This is a genomic window from Micromonospora trifolii, from assembly GCF_022229005.1.
Lineage (GTDB): Bacteria > Actinomycetota > Actinomycetes > Mycobacteriales > Micromonosporaceae > Micromonospora > Micromonospora trifolii.
The window spans coordinates 264,840-285,170 of sequence record NZ_JAKKFD010000002.1 but is presented as its reverse complement, the minus strand read 5'-3'; the positions used below and the strand labels follow the sequence as shown (position 1 = coordinate 285,170).

Sequence of the window (20,331 nt, the reverse complement as noted above, 5' to 3'; positions counted from 1 at the left end):
CACCGTGGGCTGGCCGGGGCGACTGTTCGACATGCGGGAAACGCTCGTGCGGATGGTGCTGCTCGACCTCGCCGGGCTGGGCTACCTGCTCGTCGTCCCGCACTCCACCAGCACTCCGACGGCGACACAGTGGATCCTCGCGGTCCTCGCGTTCACAGTGGGGCTGGCGGTGCACCGCTGGCCGGTGGTCAACCTGCTGGCGCAGGCCGCCCTGCTGGCGGTCGCGATCCGCCTGGTCGACGACTTCACCATCAACCAGGTTGGCGCGAGTTGGGCCCTGCTCGAGATCACCATGCGGGCTGGCCGCCCCCGGACCATCTGGCTGTCCGCCGCGCTGCTGGTAGTGGTCGACCTGACCGACTCGGTTGGCGACCCGGTCGGCCAGGTCGCCTCGGGCCTCGTCGGTTTGGCCCTGGAGGTCGGTGTGCCGGTGCTGCTCGGTCTCGTCATCCGCACCAACCGGGAGCTGAGTCGGCAGGCCGTGGAGCGGGCGGTGGCCGAGCAACGCCAGCACGAGTCGGAGAGTCGTGCGGCCCGCGCCGACGAACGCAGCGCCATCGCTCGCGAGCTGCACGACGTCGTCGCGCACCACGTGGCGTCGATGGTCCTGCGGGTTGGCGTCGCCCGGCACGTGCTCACCGACCTGGACCCGCGGGTCGGCGAGGTCTTCGACGACGTGCACGGCACCGGCACCGCGGCCCTCGCGGAGCTGCGCCGGCTGGTCGCGGTGCTGCGCAACCCCGACGGGGTACGCGGCGACGCGGCGCTGACCGCTATCGAACCGTCCGCGCTGCCGGCGGCGATCGGCGCGTCCGTCGACCGGGCCCGGCAGGCGGGTGTCACTGTGGAGGCCGATCTCGACCCTGCGATCGGTTCACTCGACGCGGTGCGCGGCATGGCGGTGCTGCGACTGACCCAGGAGGCGCTGACCAACGTGGCCAAACACGCGGGGACGTCCGCGCTCGCGCATCTCGTGGTCGCCGTCCGGGACGGCTGCGTGCACTGGGAGGTCACCGACAACGGGCGAGGCGGGGTGCCGGCGGGCATGCCGGCCGGTGGTGGGCACGGCATCACCGGGATGCGCGAGCGCGTCGAGGTCCTGGGCGGCCGGTTGGAGGCGGGCCCCACCGACGCCGGGTGGCGGGTGCGCACCGTCCTTCCGGCAGTGGCCGCCGCGTCCGCCGACGCTCCGGTCGGATCGGTGCCCCGCGAGCGGGAGGCCCCGGCCGAGTCGCCCGCGCCGGAGCCGGCGTGATCCGGGTGCTGCTGGTCGACGACCAGCACCTCATCCGGGCCGGGCTGCGGATGCTCTGCGACGCCCAACCCGACATCGAGGTCGTCGGGGAGGCCGACAACGGCCGGGAGGCGATCCCACTGGCCGGACGGCTCCTCCCCGACGTCGTCGTCATGGACCTGCGGATGCCCGGTGTCGACGGGATCACCGCGACCAGCCGGATCCTCGCCGACCGCCCCGCCACCCGCGTCCTGGTGCTGACCACGTTCGGCGACGACGACCACCTCTACCCCGCGCTGACCGCCGGAGCGTGCGGGTTCCTGCTCAAGGACGCGCCCCCGACCGAGTTGCTGGACGGCATCCGCCGGGCCGCCGTCGGTGACAGCCCGTTCAGCCCGGAGGTGCTGCGCCGCCTCGTGGAGCGCGCGGTGCACGCCCGCCCCGGGTCACCACCGGCACTGCCGGGCCTGACCGCCCGGGAACGCGATGTGCTCGATCTGGTCGCCGAGGGCCTGTCCAACACCGAGATCGCCGACCAGCTCCACATCGGCGTCACCACTGTCAAGACCCACATCACCAGCCTGATGACCAAGACCGACAGCCCCAACCGGGTACGCCTGGCCCTGTTCGCCCGTGGCGTCTGACGCTCAGGCCCGCATCCGCGCGGACACGGCGATGACGAGCACCAGCGGCACGATCAGCAGGGCCGGGGCGACGACCGGCAGGTGCAGGGCGACCAGGGCGCCGACCGCCGCGCCGACCATGAGGGCCAGCAACACCTGAGCCTTGGGGCGCAGGCTGGCCCACGGGCTGCGCGCGGCGACCCCGGCGATCAGGCTGGTGAGTGTGCCGGTCAGGTACGTGGAGGACAGGCCGGACACGCCGAAGCGTTGGATCGCACTGCTCTGTACGCCCAGCGCGACCGCGGACAGCATCAGCAGCGCCAGGTGGACACCCGCGTCGGAGGTGTGCAGTGTGACCTCCCAGACGACGGCGAACACCACGAACACCGACAGCTCCAGGACCAGCGCCCAGGTGACCCGCCGGGGCCAGACCGGGTCGTCGGGCTGTGCCGAGCCGACGACGCGGGCGCCCGCGAGGACACCGACGATGAAGCTGACGATGGCGCAGCCCGAGGTCAGCGCCAGGTCGGCCTCGCCCCGGCCGGCCGAGAGCCCGAGCAGGACCATGTTGCCGGTCATCACGCTGGCGAAGGCGCCGCCGAGGGCGAGGAAACCGAGAGCGTCGGCGCTCCCGGTGAGGAAGGTGAGGACGACGACGAGCGCCTGCCGTCGCCGCAGCAGGCGCTCGTTGCGGTGCGGGGCGACGCGGGGGCGGGTGACGCGGGGCGCTGTGCTCGACACTGTCGGCCACCTTCCAGTAATTGTTCTTCGTATACACTTTGTCCGGACACGTTCACGGAGAGGTGACCAGGTGGCTGAAGACCTACGGGACAAGCTCGGCGCGCAACACCTGCCGCTACGCGATCAGGTCCTCGCCGCGCTGCGGACCGCCATCATCGACGGCGACTACCTTCCCGGGGAACGGCTGACCGAGGACCGGCTCGCCGAGGACTTCGGCGTCTCCCGCAACCCCGTCCGGGAGGCGCTGCGCGTCGCCGAGGCGGAGGGATTCGTCGTGATCCTCCCCCGCCGGGGAGCCGTCGTCGCCTCACCGAGCAGCGGGACCATCACCGACATGTTCGCCGTGCGTGGGCGACTGGAGACGCTGGCCGCCCGGCTGGCCGCCGAGCGGGCCACAGCGGCCGACGTGGCGTCCCTACGCGCCCTGCTCGACCAGGGCCGCGAGGCGACGCAGCGCCACGACCTGGCCCGGGTCGCCGAACTGAACAGCACGCTGCACCTGCGCATCCTCCAGATCAGCGGAAACCCCTGGCTGTCGTCGATCGCCAAGTCGCTCTACCTCCATGTCCAGTGGGTCTTCCGGCTCGGGGCGGCCGAACGCGCGCCACACTCGTGGGCGGAGCACATCCAACTCGTCGACGCCATCGAGTCAGGCGACGGTGACCGCGCCGAGCGGGCCGCGCTCGACCACCTCGATGCCGCATCCGCCGCGGCGTACGAGAACGCCGAGGGCGGCTACGGCGCCCGCTGACGGGCCCGCGGCCATGGCGCCCGCTACCGGCCGCACGCGTAGCCCTGCATCCCCCGGGGGTTCGCACCGGCGGCCAGCACTCCCGTCGCCGGGTCACGGGTCACCGCGCAGAGCCGACCGAGGCTCCACCCGTCGGTGACCCGCACCTCGTGCCCGTACGCCCGCAGGGCCGCCAGCACCCCCTCGTCGAGCCGGTCCTCAACCACCAGGACACCGGGCTCCATGTCGCGGGGATAGAACGACCCCGGCAGGCTGACCGTGTGCCACGCCGGCGCGTCGATGGCCTCCTGAAGGCTCTGACCACCGACGAGGTGCCGCAGCAGGAACGGCAACTGCCACTGGTCCTGCTGGTCGCCACCGGGCGTGCCGCAGGCCAGCACCGGCTCACCGTCGCGGTGCACCATCGTCGGGCTCAACGTCGTCCGCGGGCGGCGGCCCGGCGCCAGCGACGAGGCGAGCCCCTCCTCCAGCCAGAACATCTGCAACCTGCTGCCCAGCGGAAAGCCCAGCTCCGGAATCGTCGGGGAACTCTGCAACCAGCCACCACTGGGCGTAGCGGAGATCATGTTGCCCCAGCGGTCGACCACGTCCACGTGACAGGTGTCGCCCCGGGTCACCCCGTCCGACTGCACCGTCGGCTCCCCCGTCGTCGGGTCTGTCGGGTCGGTACGCCGCCCGGCACCCTGTCGAACGTGGGCCGGCAGGCGCGGCTGCGCCCCGTCCGGACGCCCCGGCCGCAACTCCGTCGACGCGCGATCGCCGATCAGGGCGGCCCGCTCCCGCGCGTACTGGTGGGAGAGCAGCGCCTTGGCGGGCACGTCCACACCGTCGCCGTACCAGGCCTCCCGGTCGGCGAAGGCGAGCTTGAGCGCCTCGACCTGGGCGTGCACGCCCGCCGCGGTCCCCGGGTCGTACGCGCCCGGGTCGTCGAGCGCGTCCAGTGTGGCCAACGACTCCAGCAACACCGGGCCCTGACCCCAGAAACCGGTCTTCGCCACCGAGTAGCCGTGCCAGTCGAGGGTGGCGGGCTGCTCCCAGCTCGCCGAGTACCCGGCCAGGTCGTCGCCGGTGACCAGCCCGGCGTGCGGACGTCCGCTGGAGTCCTGAAACGGTCGCCGGCTGAACGCGTCGATCGCCTCGGCGACGAAACCCGTGCTCCAGGCCCGGCGTGCGGCCTCGATCTGGGCCTCCCGGTCGGCGCCGGCCGCCTGTCCCGCCTCGACGAGGCGGCGCAGGGTGTCCGCGTACGCCGGGTTGGTGACCAACTCCCCCGCGGCCGGTGGCCGGCCGCCGCGCAGCCAGAGCGCGGCGGAGGTGGGCCAGTGTTCCTCGAACAAGGAGCGGACGGCCGCCACTGTGTCACCGACCCGGCCCACCAGTGGGTGCCCGGCCCCGGCGTAGCCGATCGCCGGCTCCAGCACCTCGGCGAGGGTGAGCGTGCCGTGCTCGCGCAGCAGCAGGAGCCAGGCGTCCACAGCGCCGGGTACGGCCGCCGCGAGCGGCCCGGCACCCGGGATGAGGTCCATCCCGAGGGACCGGAAGTGCGCGATGGTGGCGCCGGCCGGGGCCGGCCCCTGCCCGCACAGCACCTTCGGTCGGGGATCCCGGGCGGTGGCCACGATGGCCGGCACCTCGCCGCCCGGCCCGTTCAGGTGCGGCTCGACGACGTGCAGCACGAACCCGGCGGTGACGGCGGCGTCGAACGCGTTGCCCCCGCGTTCCAGGATGCCCATCGCCGCCTGGCTGGCGAGCCAGTGGGTGGAGGACACCATGCCGAAGGTGCCCTGCAACGTGGGTCGGGTGGTGAACGTCATGACAACACCTCACTGGGATCTGCGGTACGAACGTCGGGGCCGGTGCCGTCCGGCCGGACCAGGTGACACGCGGCCATGCCGTCGCCGATCGCGGTCTGCGCCGGCACCTCCGTCGCGCACCTGTCGAACGCGAGCGGGCACCGGGTCCGGAACCGGCAGCCCGACGGCGGGTCGAGCGCGGACGGCAGGTCGTCGCCGAGCAGCACCGGCTGACGGTCGCGCTGACGCACCGGGTCGGCCACCGGCGCGGCGGAGAGCAGCGCCTGCGTGTACGGGTGGGCGGGCCGGGCGAAGATCCGCTCACGGCTGCCGGTCTCGACGAGTTGACCCAGGTACATGACAGCGATGTCGTCGGCCAGGTACTCGACAGCGGAGAGGTCGTGGGTGATGAACAGGCAGGCGAACCCGATGTCGCGTTGCAGATCGGCGAGGAGGTTGAGCACCGACGCCTGCACTGACACGTCGAGCGCGCTGGTGGGTTCGTCAGCGATGAGCAGCATGGGCTCGGAGATCAGGGCCCGCGCGATGCTGACCCGTTGGCGTTGCCCACCGGACAACTCGTGGGGATAGCGACGGGCCACCTCGGCGCGCAGGCCCACCCGTTCGAGTTGGGGGGCGACGCGGGCGTCCCGGTCACGCCGGGAGATCCGCTTGCCGGCCAACCGCAGCGGCTCGGCCACGATCTCACCCACCAGCATGCGCGGGTCCAGGGACGCGGCCGGGTCCTGGAAGACGATCGACACCGCTCCGCGATGGGGGCGCAGTCGACGTCGGGACAGGTGGGTGACGTCAGTACCCGCGATCCGGACCGTTCCGGCGGTCGGTTCGACGAGCCGCACCACGCATCGGCCCACAGTCGACTTTCCGGAACCGCTCTCCCCCACCAGGGCCGTGACCCGGCCGCGCGGGATGGTCAGGGACACCCCGTCCACGGCCCGCACCGGGCCGAAGTGCATCACCAGGTCCGCGATCTCCAGGGCGTTCGGCTGCGGCGTCATCGGTTCGCCCCCTGAGCTGCCGTCGGTGCCGCCGTGCAGGGATGCCAACAGGCAGCGACATGGTCGGTGCCGCCGATGCCCTCCAGCGGCGGGGCGGCCGCCCGGCACTGCTCATCGGCGGCCGGGCAGCGATCCGCGAAGGTGCAGGCGTCGGGTTGGCTGGCCAGGACGGGCACCAGCCCGGGGATCTCGGTCAACCGGTCGGTGCCGGCGTGCCGGCCCGGCTGCGGTGACGCCGACAGGAGCCCGGCCGTGTACCGGTGCCGGGGGTGGGCGAACAGGTCGTCCACCGGTGCCCGTTCCACCACCCGGCCCGCGTACATGACGACGACGCGGTCGGCGATGTCGGCGATCACGCCGAGGTCGTGGGTGATGATGAGGACGCTCGTGCCGAGCCGGTCACGCAGGTCACGCAGCACCTGGAGGATGCCGGCCTGGACGGTGACGTCCAGCGCTGTGGTCGGCTCGTCGGCCACCAGCACCTTCGGGCCGCAGGCCACCGCCATCGCGATCATCACGCGCTGGCGCATGCCACCGGAGAGCTGGTGCGGATAGCCGTCGACCCGCTGGGCGGCGGACGGGATCCCGACGAGCGTCAACAGTTCGACGGCGCGGGCCCGCGCCGCCCGCCGGGACATTCGTTCGTGGACCTGGAGCACCTCCCCGATCTGCCGCCCGACGGTGAGCACCGGGTTCAACGACGTCATCGGCTCCTGGAAGATGTAGGCGATCTCCCGGCCACGGACCCGACGCAGGGCCGACTCGCGGGCCCCGACCAGCTCGGCGCCGTCCAGGCGCACCGAACCGGTGACCCGGGCGCTGCCCGGGAGCAGTCCGGCGATGCTCATCGCAGTGACGCTCTTTCCGCACCCCGACTCACCCACCATCCCGACGATCTCCCCGGCTGCGAGGTCCAGGCTGACCCCGTCGACAGCGGAGACGGTGCCGGTCTCGGTCGGGAACGACACCGACAGGTCACGGATCTCCAGCACGGGCGCCGAGGCGGTGGTCATCGCCGGTCTCCCTTCGGGTCGAGGGCGTCGCGCAGGGCGTCCCCGAAGACGTTGAACGCCAGCGCCAGACCCATGATCACGACGCCGGGGAAGACGGCGGCCCACGGTGCCCGGGCGGCGAACTGCTGGGCGGTGGCCAGCATGGTGCCGAGACTGGGCGCCGGGGGCTGGATGCCCAGACCGAGGAAGGACAGCACCGCCTCGCCGAGGATCGCGGCCGGGATGGCGACGGTGGCCTGCACCAGGATCACCGAGGTCGCGTTCGGCAGGATGTGCCGGGCCAGCACCCACAGGTCGCTCGCGCCGTCCACGACGGCGGCCGCGACGAAGTCCAGCGACTTGAGGCGCAGCGTGTCCGAGCGGACGACCCTGATCACCCCGGGGATCTGGGCGATGCCGATGGCCACAGCGGCGTTGCCGAGGCTGGCGCCCCGGATGGCCGCCAACCCCACCGCCATGATCAGGAACGGGAACGCCAGCAGCAGGTCGGTGAAGCGCGAGATCACCGCGTCCCAGGCCCGGAAGTAGCCGGCGGCCAGCCCGAGCGGCACGCCGATGACCAGCGATGTGGCCACCGCCAGGAGCCCCACCTGCAACGACGCCCGCGCACCGAGCATGATGCGGGAGAGGACGTCGCGGCCGAGGTCGTCGGTGCCGAGCAGGTGCCCGGCGGTGCCAGGAGGCGCGAACGTACGGGCGAAGTCGGTCTGGTCGACCGAGTACGGCGCGAGCCAGGGTGAGAGCAGCGCGATGACGCCGGCCAGCGCGAGCACGACGAAGCTCACCACGGCGAGCGGGTTGCGCCGCAGTCGCCGCAGCACCCGGGTACGCCGGGTGATGCTGGCGGTACCGGTCTCCGCCATCGGTACGGTGAGGACGGTCATGCCGGATCTCCCGTCACCCTGATGCGTGGATCGATGACCGAGTAGAGCAGGTCCACGAAGAAGTTGATCACGATGTAGGCCGCCGCGGTGAGCAGGACGACGGCCTGGATCACCGGATAGTCCCGTTGGAACACCGCGTCGATGGTCATCTTGCCGAAGCCCGGCAGCCCGAAGATCTGTTCGGTGACGACAGCGCCCGAGATCAGCCCGCCGAGTTGGAGACCCACGACGGTCACCACCACGATGAGGCTGTTCCGCAGGGCGTGCCGGGTGATGACGGCGCGCGGTCGCAGGCCCTTCGCCTTGGCCGTGCGGACGTAGTCGGAGGAGAGCGAGTCCAGCATCGCCGAGCGGGTCTGCCGCATGATGATGGCGGCGAGGCCGGTGCCGAGGATCACGGCCGGCAGGACGATGTGGTGCAGGTTGTCCACGGGGTCCTCCAGGATCGGCACGAAGCCGGAGGCGGGGAAGAGCCCGGTCGCCACGGACAGGTAGAGGATGGCCAGCAGCCCGAGCCAGAAGTGCGGCACCGACAGGCCGATCAGGGCCAGGCCGTTGGCGAGCCACTCCGCCGGACGTCCACGACGGACCGCCGCGAGCACCCCGGCACCGACGCCGAGCGCCGCCGCGATGAGGATCGCCAGGACGGACAGCTCGACGGTCACCGGCAGGGCGGTCGTGAGCATCGACGAGACCGGTGTGCCGGTGCGGATCGACACCCCGAAGTCACCCTGTGCCATGCGCTCCACGTACTGGGCGAACTGCACCGGCAGCGGCTGGTCCAGCCCGTAGTGCCGGCGGATGGCCTCCAGGGCCTCCGGCGACCGGTCCTCCCCGGCCAGGGCGAGGGCCGGGTCGCCGGGGAGCGCCCGTACGCCGACGAAGACCACGATCGTCGACAACAGCAGGGTCAGCGCCGACTGCCAGGCGCGGGTGAGCAGGTATCGGGCCATGACGGCCTACTTGCCGAAGCCGGCGAAGGCCGCCCGGATCACGCCGTCCGGGTAGACCTGAAGGCCCTGGATCTGCTTGCTGACGGCGGTCAGGTTGCGCTGCCGGTAGAGGTAGATCAGGGCGTCGTCCTGCTGAAGGAGCGTGACCGCCTGCCCGTAGAGCTTCCTGCGCTCCTCGACGTCGCCGGCCTGCCGGGCCTGGGTCAGCAGTGTGTCGAGCTGCGGGTTGCTGTAGCCGGCGACGTTCTGGCTGGCGCCGGTGCCGACGAAGTTCGTGATGTTGGCGTCCGGGTCGATCCGTCCGCTCCACCCCAGTTGCAGCAGCTCGAAGTTGCCGCGGTCCTGCTCGTCGAGGAGCGACGAGTACTCCACCGGGTTGATCTTCAGGTCGAATCCGCCGTCCTTGACCATGGACTGCAACGCCTGCGCGAGGCGCAGCGTGTCGGGGGTGTTCGAGGCGAGCATCGTCACCGTGTACGGCGTCTGCACGCCGGCCTCGGCCAGCAACTGCTTGGCCTTGGCGGGGTCGTGCGCCGGGCAGCTCTGCGCCTCGGGAGACGAGAACGTGCTCGCGGGCGAGATCGGCGAGCAGGCGGCGGCGTGCAGACCGTTGAAGACCGCGTCGACCAGGGCCTTACGGTCGATGGCGTGCTCGAAGGCCTGCCGCACCTTGGCGTTCTGGGCGAGGGGGCGGTTGATGGGCTTGGCTGCGGTGCCGACGCCGTCGACGTTGCCGACGTTGATGGTCAGGCCCTGGTAGCCGAGGGACTGCGACTGGAGGACGGACACCGCCGCGTCCTGCCGGAGCGAGGCGACGTCCTGGGTGGACACGGAGTCGGCGACCTGCGCGTCGCCGGAGCGCAGGTTGGCCGCGCGGATGCTGGCGTCGGTGAGGATCCGCCACGAGATGCCGTCCAGGTGCACCTTGCTCGCGTCGTAGTAGTTCGGGTCCCGCACCACCTCGATGGAGTTCTGCGGCACCCGCTTCGCGAACTTGAAGGGGCCGACGCAGACCGGCGCCGAGGCGAAGTCGTCGCCCTTGGCTCGCAGCGCCTGCGCACTCATGATCATTCCGGCCCGGTCGGCGAGGGCTCCGAGCAGCGGTGCGAACGGCTGCTTCAGCCGCAGGACGACGGTCTGCGCGTCCGGGGTGTCGATGCCGTCGATGGGGCCGAGTTCGCTCTTGCGCGCGGACCGGGCGTTGGTGAGGTGGCGTTGCAGGGTGGCCTTCACCGCGGCCGAGTCGAACGCCGTGCCGTCCGCGAAGCGCACGCCGGGCCGCAATGGGATGGTCACCGTCCGGCCGTCGCCGCTCGTGGTGGGCAGGGCAGTCGCGAGCTGCGGTACGACCTGCGCCTGCTCATCGACGTCGTAGAGCTTCTGGCACATGGCCTGGAAGACGTAGCGGGAGTAGAGGCTTCTCGACAGCGTCGGGTCCAGCGCGTCGGGCTCGGCGGAGAGGGCGATGACCAGCTTGCCGCCCTGCTTCACGGCGGCCGGGTCGGCGGGCGTACCGAAGGAGTCCTGGCCTGCCGACTGGTTGCCACCGGACGGGCCGCCGCCGTCGTTGTTCGACACCGGTGAGCAGGCGACGACAGTGCAGACGACGGCGGCCGCCGCCACGGCGGCTCGGAGCACCCGCCGGCGGGGCAGGTTCGTGTCGCGGACGGAGAGGTTCGTCATGGAGAGCTCCTCAAGTGGGCGATTCGGGGAGCGTATGTTGTATACGATGACCGCCGCAAGACCTCCGCGGATGGCTCGCCAGGCATCCCGGGTGCCCTGAACAGGCCCGGCGGTGATCAGCTCGCGGGCCGCGTCCGGCCGCCCCGAACCAGGCTGAGCAGGACGACCAGCGCGAGCACCGCCACCACAGCGCTGAAGACCTCGCCGGCCGGGCGCAGACCGATCGTCTGGATCAGCAGACCGACCCCGACCGCTGGCACACCGAGCATGGCGAACAGGATGGCGAAGAAGGTCGACACCGCCTCGGCCCGGTGCCGCGGCTCGGTCTTCATCGTGATCGTCGCGATGCCGTCGCCGACCGCGACTCCGGACGCGACCCCGATGATCGCCGCGCTGACAATGAGCGTCGCCAGCAGCGCCATCCACATGCTGAACGCGAGCAGGCCCGCCCCCACGACCAGACCGGCGCAGGCGCTGGCCAGCGCGGCACGCGAGGACAGCACGCGGGTCAGCAGCTGACCGAACGCCGCGCCGGTGAACGCCACGAAGACCACCAGCGCGGCCAGTGTGTGTGAGGTCTCGTGCAGGACCATGCCGAGGAACAGCCCGCTCACCGACGTGAGCACCCCGAGGGCGGCGAAGCCCGCCCCGGCGGTGAGCGCCGAGCGGACGAAGGCGCCGCGAATGGCCGCCGGCACGTGCAACCGCTGCACCCGCAGGGTCACCGGCGAACGTTCCCGGACCGTCTCCGGCACCCCACGCAGCGCGATGATCGCGACCACCGCCAGGATCAGCACGATCACCCAGGGCAGCCGCAGCGGTTCGGGTGCCACGTCCGACACGATCCCGGACAGCAGGGTGCCGGTGGCCAGGCCACCCAGGTTCGCGAAGATCGACACAGTGGCGGCACGCTTCGGGTGCCGAGGGTCGATCAGCTCCGCCAACGCCGCGGTCGCGGCGCCGATGATCAGTGCGGCGGACAGTCCGGCGAGGATCCGACCCACGATGATCATGGCCAGGTCCACGGCGGCCAGGAACACGGCGTCGGCGGCGACCGAGAGCAGCAGCGCGATGAGGATGACCGGGCGTCGGCCGATCTGGTCGGAGAGCCGACCGAAGACCAGCAGCCCGACGACGACTCCCAACGCGTACAGCGCGTAGACCACTGTCACTGTCAACGACGAGAAGCCGAACTCCAGCTCGTAGAGCGGGTAGAGCGGGGTGGGCACCGTGGTGCCCACGAGCGTGATCCAGAACGCGAACGCGACCCGTACCGCGCCGGACGGGGAACCGGACCGTGTCACTCGTACAGCATGGATCTCGGTCCCGAGCCGAGGTGCGGTAACGAACCTAAACGCCCGCATCAGGTGGCAGCGCACGGGTCGCGGTGGGAAGCGGAACCGCATCGGCGCCGCCCCCCACCGCGTACTCCTAGGAGTTGTACGCCTGCGCGGTCACAGTGACCTGGCGGGCGAGGCCCGACCGCGCCGGCCAGGAGATCCGCACCTCGCGGCTCTCCCCCGGCAGGAGCCAGAAGTAGTTGTCGTCGTAGCGCGCCGGCAGCACCCGCTCACCGCGCTGGTCGCGCACGGCGAGCCGCACCAACGCGGCGACCGTACGGCCCTGGTTGCGGACCGTCGTGGTGACGGTGTTGCGCCCGTCCACGACGCGCACGGTGCTCGACGACGTCGACAGTCGGGTGCTCGGCACGTCGTTGAGCGCCCGCACCTGCTCGGCCTTGTCGTAGCGCCAGTAGGTGTTCTCCGCGAGCAGCCGGTCGCGGCTGTCCCGTAGCTCCAGCCGTACCAGGTGCAGCCCGCCGCCGTCCGGCGTGGCGAGCGGGAAGACCGCAGTGGTGGCCGAGCGGGCCACGTCCACCCGCTGACGCTGGGGCGAACCCAGCGACCGGCCGCTCAGGTCGTAGCGTCGGGCGCTCACGGTCACCCCGCTGAGGGGGGCGGCGGTGTGGTTGACCACCCGGACCTGCCAGGTGCCCGGGTCGGCCTGGACGTGCACCGGTTCGCACCCCTTGCGGGCGCCGTAGTAGGCGCCGTTCACGTCGAGGTCGTAGTCGTAGGTCTGCCAGACCGTGCTGTGCCACGCCGGGTGCGACATCCACAGCAGCAGACCTGTGGCGTCCTGCCACAGGTTGGCGTTCCACGCCTCGAACATGGCGCGGTGGCTCTCGTAGTTGACGAACTGCGCCCGGGTGGCGAACTCGTCGAGTGAGTCGGACTCACCGAGCCGCGCGTCGATCGCCGCCTGGTACGTGCCGACGCGCTGGTTACCGATGGTCGACCAGTCGTGGTAGTTCCACACCTCGCCGATCGGCCACTGCGGCGCGTCACCGACGAGGTTGCGCATGCTCTCGACCACCGACACCACCGGCATGCCGATCTCCGTGTGGAAGCCGAACGCGCCAGTGTCGTAGGAGTTCTTGTTGTTGTACGTCGCCGGCTCCACCCAGTGGTACGGGCCGTGGCCGCTGACGATGCCGCCGGCCGAGTTGGGGATGTAGAGGATCTCCGGGTGCTCGGTGGCCGCGGCCTGCTTGAGCCCGGCGTCCACGATCGGCGGTGGGTCACCCTCGTTCGCGCCACACCACACCACGATGCTCGGGTGGTGGCGGAACCGCCGGATCGTGTCGGCGGCGATGTCGACGTAGCCGGGCGGGTTGGGCAGGAACGCGCCCGCCTGCCAGAAGTCGTTCCACACCAGGATGCCCTGCTCGTCGCAGGCCCGGTACAGCTCCTCGCGGTTGCTGCTGCCGAGCCAGTTGCGGATCATCGTGAAGTTCATGTCGCGGTGCATCTCGACCGTGTCGGCCAGCCGGTCGGGCAGCACCCGACGCAGCAGTTCGTCCCAGCCCCAGTTGCCGCCCCGGGCGAACACCGGCACACCGTTCACGCTGATCTTGAGTTGGGTGACGGCGTTGCTGACCGACTTCACGTCGGTCCACCGCTGCCCGTCGTCCGACACCTGGATGACGAAGTCGCGGGCGTACGCCTGCTCCCAGACGATGGTGACCTGGTCGAAGCTGACCGGGGCGCCGAGGTCGACCTGGATCCACTGGTTGTCCTCGAACGTCGACGACCACCGGGAGCGGGGGTTGCCGTCGACGGCCCGGTCCGGGCCGTTCGAGTCGCTGTCGGACGACGACGCGGTGGCCGTCCGGCGCAGGGCCAGGTCGACGTCCGGCTCGGCCTGCCGCTGCACCGAGAGCGCCCACATGGACACGCCCCACGAGGTCACCCGCGCGCCGGTCTGGATGCGCAGGTGCTGCGCGGTCTGGCTGGCGAACGTCTCGACCTGGGTGGCGCGGCTGCCCAGCGGGGTGTCGTTGCTGACCGACGTCACGTCGTTCCAGGTGTCCCCGTCGGCGGAGACCTGCACGCGGTAGTCCAGCGCGTACGCCTGCTCCCACACGATGGTGACCCGGTCGAAGTCGACAGCCGCGCCGAGGTCCACCTGGATCCACTGGTTGTCCTCGGCCTGCGAGGCCCAGCGGGTCGCCGCGTCGCCGTCGACGGCCTTGCCGGGACCGTTGCCCTCGTTCTCCGCGGACGACGCGGTGGCGTCGCGGCGCAGGGCGAGATCCGGGCCGGTGCCGTCGGCCACCGACAGCGAGAACATCGAGATGCCCCAACCGGTGGCGCGCTGGCCGGCCTGGATGCGCACGTGCCGGGCGTGCTGGCGGTCGAACGTGACGGTCTGGGTCGCCGCGCCGTCGACGAACTCCAGCGCGGGCTTGCCGGGCGGCGAGACGACGATCGGCTGGTGCCAGTCGTAGGCGAACTCGCGGACACCGAAGCGGAGCGCACGCCGGTCGCTGACCGCGCGCTTGACGGTGGCGGTGAGCGTGAGGTCGTACAGGTGGGGGTCGCCGTAGCCGTTGGGCCACCAGAGCCGGGGGTTGCGCAGCCGCAGCGCGCGGAAACGCTCCGGCGTGAAGGTGACTGTGGTGCTCCCGCCGGCGGGGACTGTCACAGTGGACTCGACGCGTACCTTGTCGAACTCCGCGCGGACGGTGACAGTGGTGGCGCTGGCCGCCGCGTTGCGGACCGGCACCCGGATGGTGACCTCGGCGGTGTCGGTGCCGGGCAGGTCGGGCAGCGTGGTCTGCACGTGCGGGTCGCCGATGACCACGGCGCCGGTGCTGCGCAGGCGGACGTGGTCCCAGAGGCCGGTGACCCGGTCGCGGACGGCCGGCATCCAGTCCCACCCGGACACCGCCAGGTAGGTCGGCGCGTCCAGGTAGTGGTGGGCCGACTGGAGGAAGGTACGACCGTCCGGGCCCTTGTCGCCGGGGGTGCCCGGGTGCGGCATCGGGGTGACCCGGACGGCGAGGACATGCTCGCCCCGGTGACCGCTCAACGCGTCGGTGATGTCGAAGGCCGCCCGTGCGAACGGGTGCTTGACGCTGCCGACCTGCACGCCGTTGACCCAGGCGGTCGCCTCGTGGTTGATCCCGTCGAACTCCAGCCAGATCCGTCGGCCGGCCGAGGTGTCCAGGTCGCGCGGCAGCCGCAGCGCGCGCCGGTACCACCAGGTGTGCCGGGACAGCGCCTCCGGGATGCGCATGTTGTTGAAGCCGGACACCGGGTCGGGCAGGTGGCCCTGTTCGACCAGGGTGCCCAGCACGGTGCCGGGCACCGTCGCCGGCAGCCAGGACCGGACGTCGACGCCGGGGCGGGAGAGTTCGGCGCCGTCGACGGTGCCGGCGAAGTCGTCCATCGTCAGCGACCAGCCCGACTCCAGCGGCACAGTGCCGTCGGCGGCGACCCTCAGCTCGGGGGCCGGGTGGGTGTTGCCGCCCTCCCAACTGGTCCAGCCCTCAGCCTTCGGGCGGCCTTGCAGCGCTACACCGTAGACCTGGAAGCCGTTGAGGCCGACCGGGTTGCTGTTCGAGCGCTTCGTGGCGGTCATCCGGATCCACCGGGCGGTGACCGGCTCGGGCAGCTTGATGGTCTGCGCGCCGCCCTGGCCCTCGCTGGTCTCGTACACCGACCGCCAGGCACGGCCGTCGGTGGAGACCTCGATCCGGTACGCCGTTGCGGCGCTGGAGAGGATCTCGTCGCCGTCGGTGTCGGTGTAGTTGCCGTCGAACGGCCCGTCGGTGAGCGTGGCCTCGAAGACCAGGGAGACGGCCTCGATCCGGCACAGCGCCTGGAGGTCCACCGAGATCCACTGCGGATCGCCGTTGGCGGCGCGCCATCCACTTCCCCGGACGCCGACCTGCGGCAGGCCGTCCACGGCGAAGGTGGCCGGCGTCGGCGCGTAGTCGGTCGAGGAGACCGCCACCGGGCGGTACCGGGCGAGGTCGGTGGCGGTCGGGTTGGCGGTCGGCGCCGGCACGGCGGCGGACGCGAGGGCGTCCGGGAGGGCTGCGGTCACCCCGACCGACGCCAGCAGCGTCGCACCGGCGGAGAGGAAGGTACGCCGTGAGACCGGCGATGACTCGGACATCTTGCCTCCAGAAATGACAACGTTGTCAGATGGCGAGGGTCTGTGACAACGTTGTCAGATGGTGGCCCGATGTTTCCCGAGAGTCAAGGGTCCGAGTCCATCGTGATTCCCCGAACACGGTCCGCAGCTGTTCCACTTCGGACATCGACCCGAAGGCTCGCCTGAGGTCACTCCGGCTGCGCGCTCGGCCCGTCCAGGGCGACAGTGAGCACGTGATCGCGCTGGTCGTCGGCTCCGGCTGGTGATCGGAATCGGCCAGGGCATCGCCGTCATCCCTGCAGCTGAACGCGCCTCGCGGCGCAGCCGGAGCTGCGAGGGTGGGTGGCTTCGGGACCGGGGCGTGCGGGCTACCGGGCCCGGGCGACGGGGTTGACGGGCTGCCTTTGGACCTGATGCCGCAAACGAATCAGACCGATTGCCTGCCGCTTCCGCCTCCGGTTGGAAGCCCTCAGCCCTCCAGCCCAAGATCTCCAGCCCGAAGCCTCAGCCGAAAGGGCCTGCTGGTCGGTGATGTCGCAAACGATTCAGCTCCAAAGGCGCCGACCACCACCTCCTCACCCCGACGCGGAGGCAGATCGGAGGTCATACGGCGGCAGACCCCGTCAACGCAGCGCCGAGAGGTGAGCACGGCGCCCGTCGACCACCTGGCCCGGTGACGACCGCACAGACCGCGCGGTCAGCTCGCCGGACCGGCCTCGCGGCGCCCGGGGTCCCGAGGGTGGTACTCGGGGCGGAGCTTCGCGCTCGCGAACGCCGACTTCACCGCCGCCGAGAGCGCGGCGATGTCGTACGCGCCGTGGTGTCGGCGGCCGTTGATGAAGAAGGTCGGGGTGCCGGTGACGCCGCTGAGGTCGGCGGAGTCGACGTCCTCGGCGATCCGGTCGACGCCCATCCGCTTCACCATGTGTTCCCGGAAACCGTCCAGGTCCAGGCCGAGCTGTTCGGCGTAGCCGAGCACCTGGACCGGATCGAGAGCGTCCTGGTGGGCGAGCAGCAGGTCGTGCATCTCCCAGAAGGCGCCCTGCTCCCCCGCCGCCTCGGCCGCCTCGGCGGCGAGTTGGGCATGCGGGTGGACGTCGGTGAGTGGCAGGTGCCGCCAGACGTACCGGATGTTGGCGAAGTCCGCCAACAGCTCCCGGACCACCGGCTCGGCCTGCCCGCAGTAGGGGCACTCGAAGTCGCCGTACTCCACCACGGTCACCGGCGCCTCCAGCGACCCCCGCATGTGGTCGCGATCGGCGTCGACCGGCAGCATCAGGTCGACGATGCCCTCGGTGACGCCCAGCAGCGCACGGGTCCGCCGCGCCGGCGAGAGTCGTCCGACGGACCGGAACACCAGCCAGGTGACGACTGACGCGCCGAGCGTCGCCACGAGGATGCCGAACTTCGCCTCGTCCAGGGCCGGGCCGCTCAGGGCGTGGGTGGCGATCAGGAGCGCTACGGTGAACCCGATGCCGGAGACCGTGCCGACCCCCACGACTGCGAGCCAGCCGACGGGCGGCCGGAACCGGTTGCCGCTCAGCCGGGCCACCAGCCACGCGGTGGCCACGATCCCGGCCGGCTTCCCGACGACGTACGCGACAACGACCCCCACAGTGACCGTTGAGGTAACGGCCCTGGCCAGCAGGTCGCCGTCGATCACGATGCCGGCATTGACCAGCGCGAAAAGTGGCACCACCACGTAGCTCGCCAACGGGTGGTAGAGCGTCTGCAGCCGCTCGTTCGGCGACAGCGCCGAGGTGAGCCCGGCGCGGGCCATCCGGGCGAGTTGCGGCGTGGGCTGTTCCCGGAAGAGGCGGAACTGGTCGCTGGCCCGCTGCAGGTCGCCGCGACCGGGAGCGTAGGCGTAGGTCAGCAACCCCATCACCAGGCCCACAGCGACCGGGTCGACACCGGACATCGAGACGGCGAGCCAGGCCGCCACCCCGAGCAGCGCGTAGACCGGCCCGAACCGCACCCCGCAGCCCCGGACGAGCAGCACGACGCCGAAGATCGCCGCCGCGACGACCAGCGCCGTCAGCGAGGGGTGGTGCGGGTACGCGATGGCCAGCACCGCGATCGCCACCACGTCGTCGACGACGGCGACGGTCAGCAGGAAACCTCGCAGCCGTTCCGAGAAGCGTGGCCCGAAGACGGCCAGCGCGCCGAGCGCGAGCGCCGTGTCGGTGGCCATCACCGCGCCCCAGCCCGCCGCTGTGGTGTGCCCGGCGTTGATGGCGAGGTAGATCGCGACCGGCACGAGCATGCCGCCGACCCCGGCCAGCATCGGCAACGCCAGCCGACGCCGCTCCCGCAGCTCACCGATGTCGAACTCCCGGCGTAACTCCAGCCCCGCGACCAGGAAGAAGAACGTCATGAGCCCGCTGTTGACCCAGAAGCGTAGGTCATGTGACACGCGCCAGTCGCCGAGCTGGATCGAGAAAGAGGTGTTCCAGACCGACTCGTACGACGATTCGCTGAGGTTCGCCCAGACGAGTGCCGCCACCGTCGCGATCAGCACCACCCGGGCGCCGCCGGTCTCGGTCCGCAGGAACGAGCGCAGCGGGGCGTTGAACCGCCTGTCCCAGACGGTCCGGCTGGTCCAGCCCCGGGGCGTGTCGTCGCTCGTCACGGGAACAATCTTCGTCGACCTGACCGTCACGTGGTTCGGATTGCTAGTCCTCCTCGGCGAAGACGACAGCGCGGCGCCGGCGGATCGTCGGGAGCACGGCGACGACGAGCGCGACGACGGCCAGGGCCAGCAGCGCCGCGGAGATCGGTCGGGTCAGGAAGACCGACGGGTCGCCGCGGGAGATGATGAGCGCGCGGCGCAGGTTCTCCTCCAGCAGCGGGCCGAGGACGAAGCCGAGCAGCAGGGGCGCCGGCTCGCACCCACACTTGATCAGGATGTAGCCCAGGATCCCGAAGAACGCGATCGCGTAGACGTCGTACGCGTTGGAGTTCAGTGAGTAGGTGCCGATCGCGGCGAACAGGATGATCATCGGAAAGAGCACCTGGTAGGGGATGCGCAGCATGCGCACCCACAGGCCGATCAGCGGCAGGTTCAGCAGCAGCAGGAGCACGTTGCCGATCCACATCGACGCGATCAGGCCCCAGAACAGCGCCGGCTCGTCGTTGATGACGTTCGGACCCGGGGTGATGCCGTGGACGATGAACGCGCCGATCATCAGTGCCATCACCGGGTGGGCCGGCAGGCCCAGGGTGAGCAGCGGGATGAACGACGTCTGCGCGGCGGCGTTGTTCGCCGACTCCGGGCCGGCGACGCCCTCGATCGCGCCCCGCCCGAACTCCTGCGGCCGCCTCGAGATGCGCTTCTCGACCGCGTACGAGGTGAACGAGGCCAGCACGTGGCCGCCGCCGGGCAGCACACCGAGCGCGGCGCCGAGACCGGTGCCCCGCAGGATCGGGGCGACGATCCGACGCCGGTCCTCGCGGGTCGGCCAGAGGTTGATCACCTTGCTGACGATCGCCGTACGGGTCTGCTCGTTCTCCAGGTTGCGCAGGATCTCGGCCACCCCGAACAGGCCCACGGCGACCGACACGAAGTCGATGCCGCCGTACAGCTCGCGCTGCTCGAACACGAAGCGGGGCGTTCCGGTGTAGATGTCCTGGCCGACAGTGCCGAGCAGCACGCCGAGCGCGATCATCGCCAGTGCCTTGAGCGCCGTGCCCCGCGCCAGCGCGATCGACACGATCAGGCCGAACAGCACGAGTGAGAAGTAGTCGGCCGGGCCGAACTTCAACGCGACACTGGCCAGGGGCGGGGCCGCGGCGGCCAGCGCCACTGTGGCGACAGTACCCGCGACGAAGGACCCGATCGCCGCGGCCGCCAGGGCGGGGCCGGCGCGGCCCTGGCGGGCCATCTCGTGCCCGTCCAGCGCGGTGACCGCCGCTGACGACTCACCGGGCAGGTTGATCAGGATGGCGGTCGTCGAGCCGCCGTACTGTGCCCCGTAATAGATGCCGGCGAGCATGATCAGTGCGGTGACCGGCTCGAAGCTGAACGTGATCGGCAGCAGCATCGCCACCGTCGCCGTCGGCCCGATGCCGGGCAGCACGCCGACGGCGGTCCCGAGCAGCACTCCGACGAAGCAGTAGAGGACGTTCTGGACCAGCAGGGCCGTCGAGAAGCCCAGCGCGAGGTTGTCGAGGAGTTCCATGCCTCAATCCG

The 20,331-nt window shown here is 71.3% G+C and carries 14 protein-coding genes; 3 read left to right on the top strand and 11 right to left on the bottom strand.

Going from position 1 to position 20,331, the window contains the following annotated elements; genetic code table 11:
• The first annotated feature begins 4 nt into the window (after window positions 1-4).
• Window positions 5-1,255 carry a sensor histidine kinase gene (locus tag NIE79_RS02325; protein ID WP_238676940.1) on the top strand — a complete coding sequence of 417 codons (1,251 nt, stop codon included), beginning with the start codon at window positions 5-7 and terminating at the stop codon, window positions 1,253-1,255.
• Window positions 1,252-1,878 carry a response regulator transcription factor gene (locus NIE79_RS02320; protein ID WP_238676939.1) on the top strand — a complete coding sequence of 209 codons (627 nt, stop codon included), beginning with the start codon at window positions 1,252-1,254 and terminating at the stop codon, window positions 1,876-1,878. The genes NIE79_RS02325 and NIE79_RS02320 overlap by 4 nt, the downstream gene beginning before the upstream one ends.
• 3 nt (window positions 1,879-1,881) lie before the next feature.
• Here the strand turns inward: NIE79_RS02320 and NIE79_RS02315 are convergent, their stop codons facing one another.
• Window positions 1,882-2,598 carry a YoaK family protein gene (locus NIE79_RS02315; RefSeq protein ID WP_238676938.1) on the bottom strand — a complete coding sequence of 239 codons (717 nt, stop codon included), beginning with the start codon at window positions 2,596-2,598 and terminating at the stop codon, window positions 1,882-1,884.
• Between the two features lie 70 nt (window positions 2,599-2,668).
• On the opposite strand from NIE79_RS02315, the gene NIE79_RS02310 reads away from it, so the two are divergent.
• Window positions 2,669-3,349 (top strand): GntR family transcriptional regulator, encoded by a 681-nt coding sequence (locus tag NIE79_RS02310; RefSeq protein ID WP_203118798.1) that lies wholly within the window; start codon window positions 2,669-2,671, stop codon window positions 3,347-3,349.
• Between the two features lie 23 nt (window positions 3,350-3,372).
• Here the strand turns inward: NIE79_RS02310 and NIE79_RS02305 are convergent, their stop codons facing one another.
• The 10 genes from NIE79_RS02305 to NIE79_RS02260 all read right to left on the bottom strand — a co-directional run bounded on the left by NIE79_RS02305 (window position 3,373) and on the right by NIE79_RS02260 (window position 20,320).
• Window positions 3,373-5,163 carry a gamma-glutamyltransferase family protein gene (locus NIE79_RS02305; protein WP_238676937.1) on the bottom strand — a complete coding sequence of 597 codons (1,791 nt, stop codon included), beginning with the start codon at window positions 5,161-5,163 and terminating at the stop codon, window positions 3,373-3,375.
• Window positions 5,160-6,161: an ABC transporter ATP-binding protein gene (locus tag NIE79_RS02300; RefSeq protein ID WP_238676936.1), complete on the bottom strand. Its 1,002-nt coding sequence runs from the start codon at window positions 6,159-6,161 to the stop codon at window positions 5,160-5,162. Before NIE79_RS02300 ends, NIE79_RS02305 begins: the two co-directional genes overlap by 4 nt.
• Window positions 6,158-7,174, bottom strand: coding sequence for an ABC transporter ATP-binding protein (locus tag NIE79_RS02295; RefSeq protein WP_238676935.1), 1,017 nt, complete (start codon window positions 7,172-7,174; stop codon window positions 6,158-6,160). Before NIE79_RS02295 ends, NIE79_RS02300 begins: the two co-directional genes overlap by 4 nt.
• On the bottom strand, window positions 7,171-8,058 hold the full coding sequence (locus NIE79_RS02290; RefSeq protein ID WP_091399349.1) for an ABC transporter permease: 888 nt from the start codon (window positions 8,056-8,058) through the stop codon (window positions 7,171-7,173). Before NIE79_RS02290 ends, NIE79_RS02295 begins: the two co-directional genes overlap by 4 nt.
• On the bottom strand, window positions 8,055-9,011 hold the full coding sequence (locus NIE79_RS02285; protein ID WP_091399352.1) for an ABC transporter permease: 957 nt from the start codon (window positions 9,009-9,011) through the stop codon (window positions 8,055-8,057). The genes NIE79_RS02290 and NIE79_RS02285 overlap by 4 nt, the downstream gene beginning before the upstream one ends.
• A gap of 6 nt (window positions 9,012-9,017) precedes the next feature.
• A complete protein-coding gene (locus NIE79_RS02280) occupies window positions 9,018-10,694 on the bottom strand; it encodes an ABC transporter substrate-binding protein (protein WP_238676934.1) in 1,677 nt (558 codons plus the stop codon).
• A gap of 116 nt (window positions 10,695-10,810) precedes the next feature.
• Complete coding sequence (locus NIE79_RS02275) at window positions 10,811-11,998, bottom strand: MFS transporter (RefSeq protein WP_238676933.1); 1,188 nt, start codon at window positions 11,996-11,998, stop codon at window positions 10,811-10,813.
• A 127-nt stretch (window positions 11,999-12,125) separates the two neighbouring features.
• Entirely contained in the window at window positions 12,126-16,160 is a 4,035-nt protein-coding gene (locus tag NIE79_RS02270; protein WP_238676932.1) for a discoidin domain-containing protein, read from the bottom strand.
• Between the two features lie 676 nt (window positions 16,161-16,836).
• Window positions 16,837-18,771: a Na+/H+ antiporter NhaA gene (locus NIE79_RS02265; RefSeq protein ID WP_238676931.1), complete on the bottom strand. Its 1,935-nt coding sequence runs from the start codon at window positions 18,769-18,771 to the stop codon at window positions 16,837-16,839.
• Window positions 18,772-18,814: 43 nt separating this feature from the next.
• On the bottom strand, window positions 18,815-20,320 hold the full coding sequence (locus NIE79_RS02260) for a tripartite tricarboxylate transporter permease (protein ID WP_238676930.1): 1,506 nt from the start codon (window positions 20,318-20,320) through the stop codon (window positions 18,815-18,817).
• Between the last annotated feature and the right edge of the window lie 11 nt (window positions 20,321-20,331).

What these genes read in the sequence shown, in the direction of transcription:
- NIE79_RS02260 (WP_238676930.1), bottom strand. Translation starts at nt 20,320, where the DNA reads ATGGAACTCCTCGACAACCTCGCGCTGGGCTTCTCGACGGCCCTGCTG.
- NIE79_RS02290 (WP_091399349.1), bottom strand. Translation starts at nt 8,058, where the DNA reads ATGACCGTCCTCACCGTACCGATGGCGGAGACCGGTACCGCCAGCATC.
- NIE79_RS02300 (WP_238676936.1), bottom strand. Translation starts at nt 6,161, where the DNA reads ATGACGCCGCAGCCGAACGCCCTGGAGATCGCGGACCTGGTGATGCAC.
- NIE79_RS02285 (WP_091399352.1), bottom strand. Translation starts at nt 9,011, where the DNA reads ATGGCCCGATACCTGCTCACCCGCGCCTGGCAGTCGGCGCTGACCCTG.
- NIE79_RS02305 (WP_238676937.1), bottom strand. Translation starts at nt 5,163, where the DNA reads ATGACGTTCACCACCCGACCCACGTTGCAGGGCACCTTCGGCATGGTG.
- NIE79_RS02270 (WP_238676932.1), bottom strand. Translation starts at nt 16,160, where the DNA reads ATGTCCGAGTCATCGCCGGTCTCACGGCGTACCTTCCTCTCCGCCGGT.
- NIE79_RS02295 (WP_238676935.1), bottom strand. Translation starts at nt 7,174, where the DNA reads ATGACCACCGCCTCGGCGCCCGTGCTGGAGATCCGTGACCTGTCGGTG.
- NIE79_RS02280 (WP_238676934.1), bottom strand. Translation starts at nt 10,694, where the DNA reads ATGACGAACCTCTCCGTCCGCGACACGAACCTGCCCCGCCGGCGGGTG.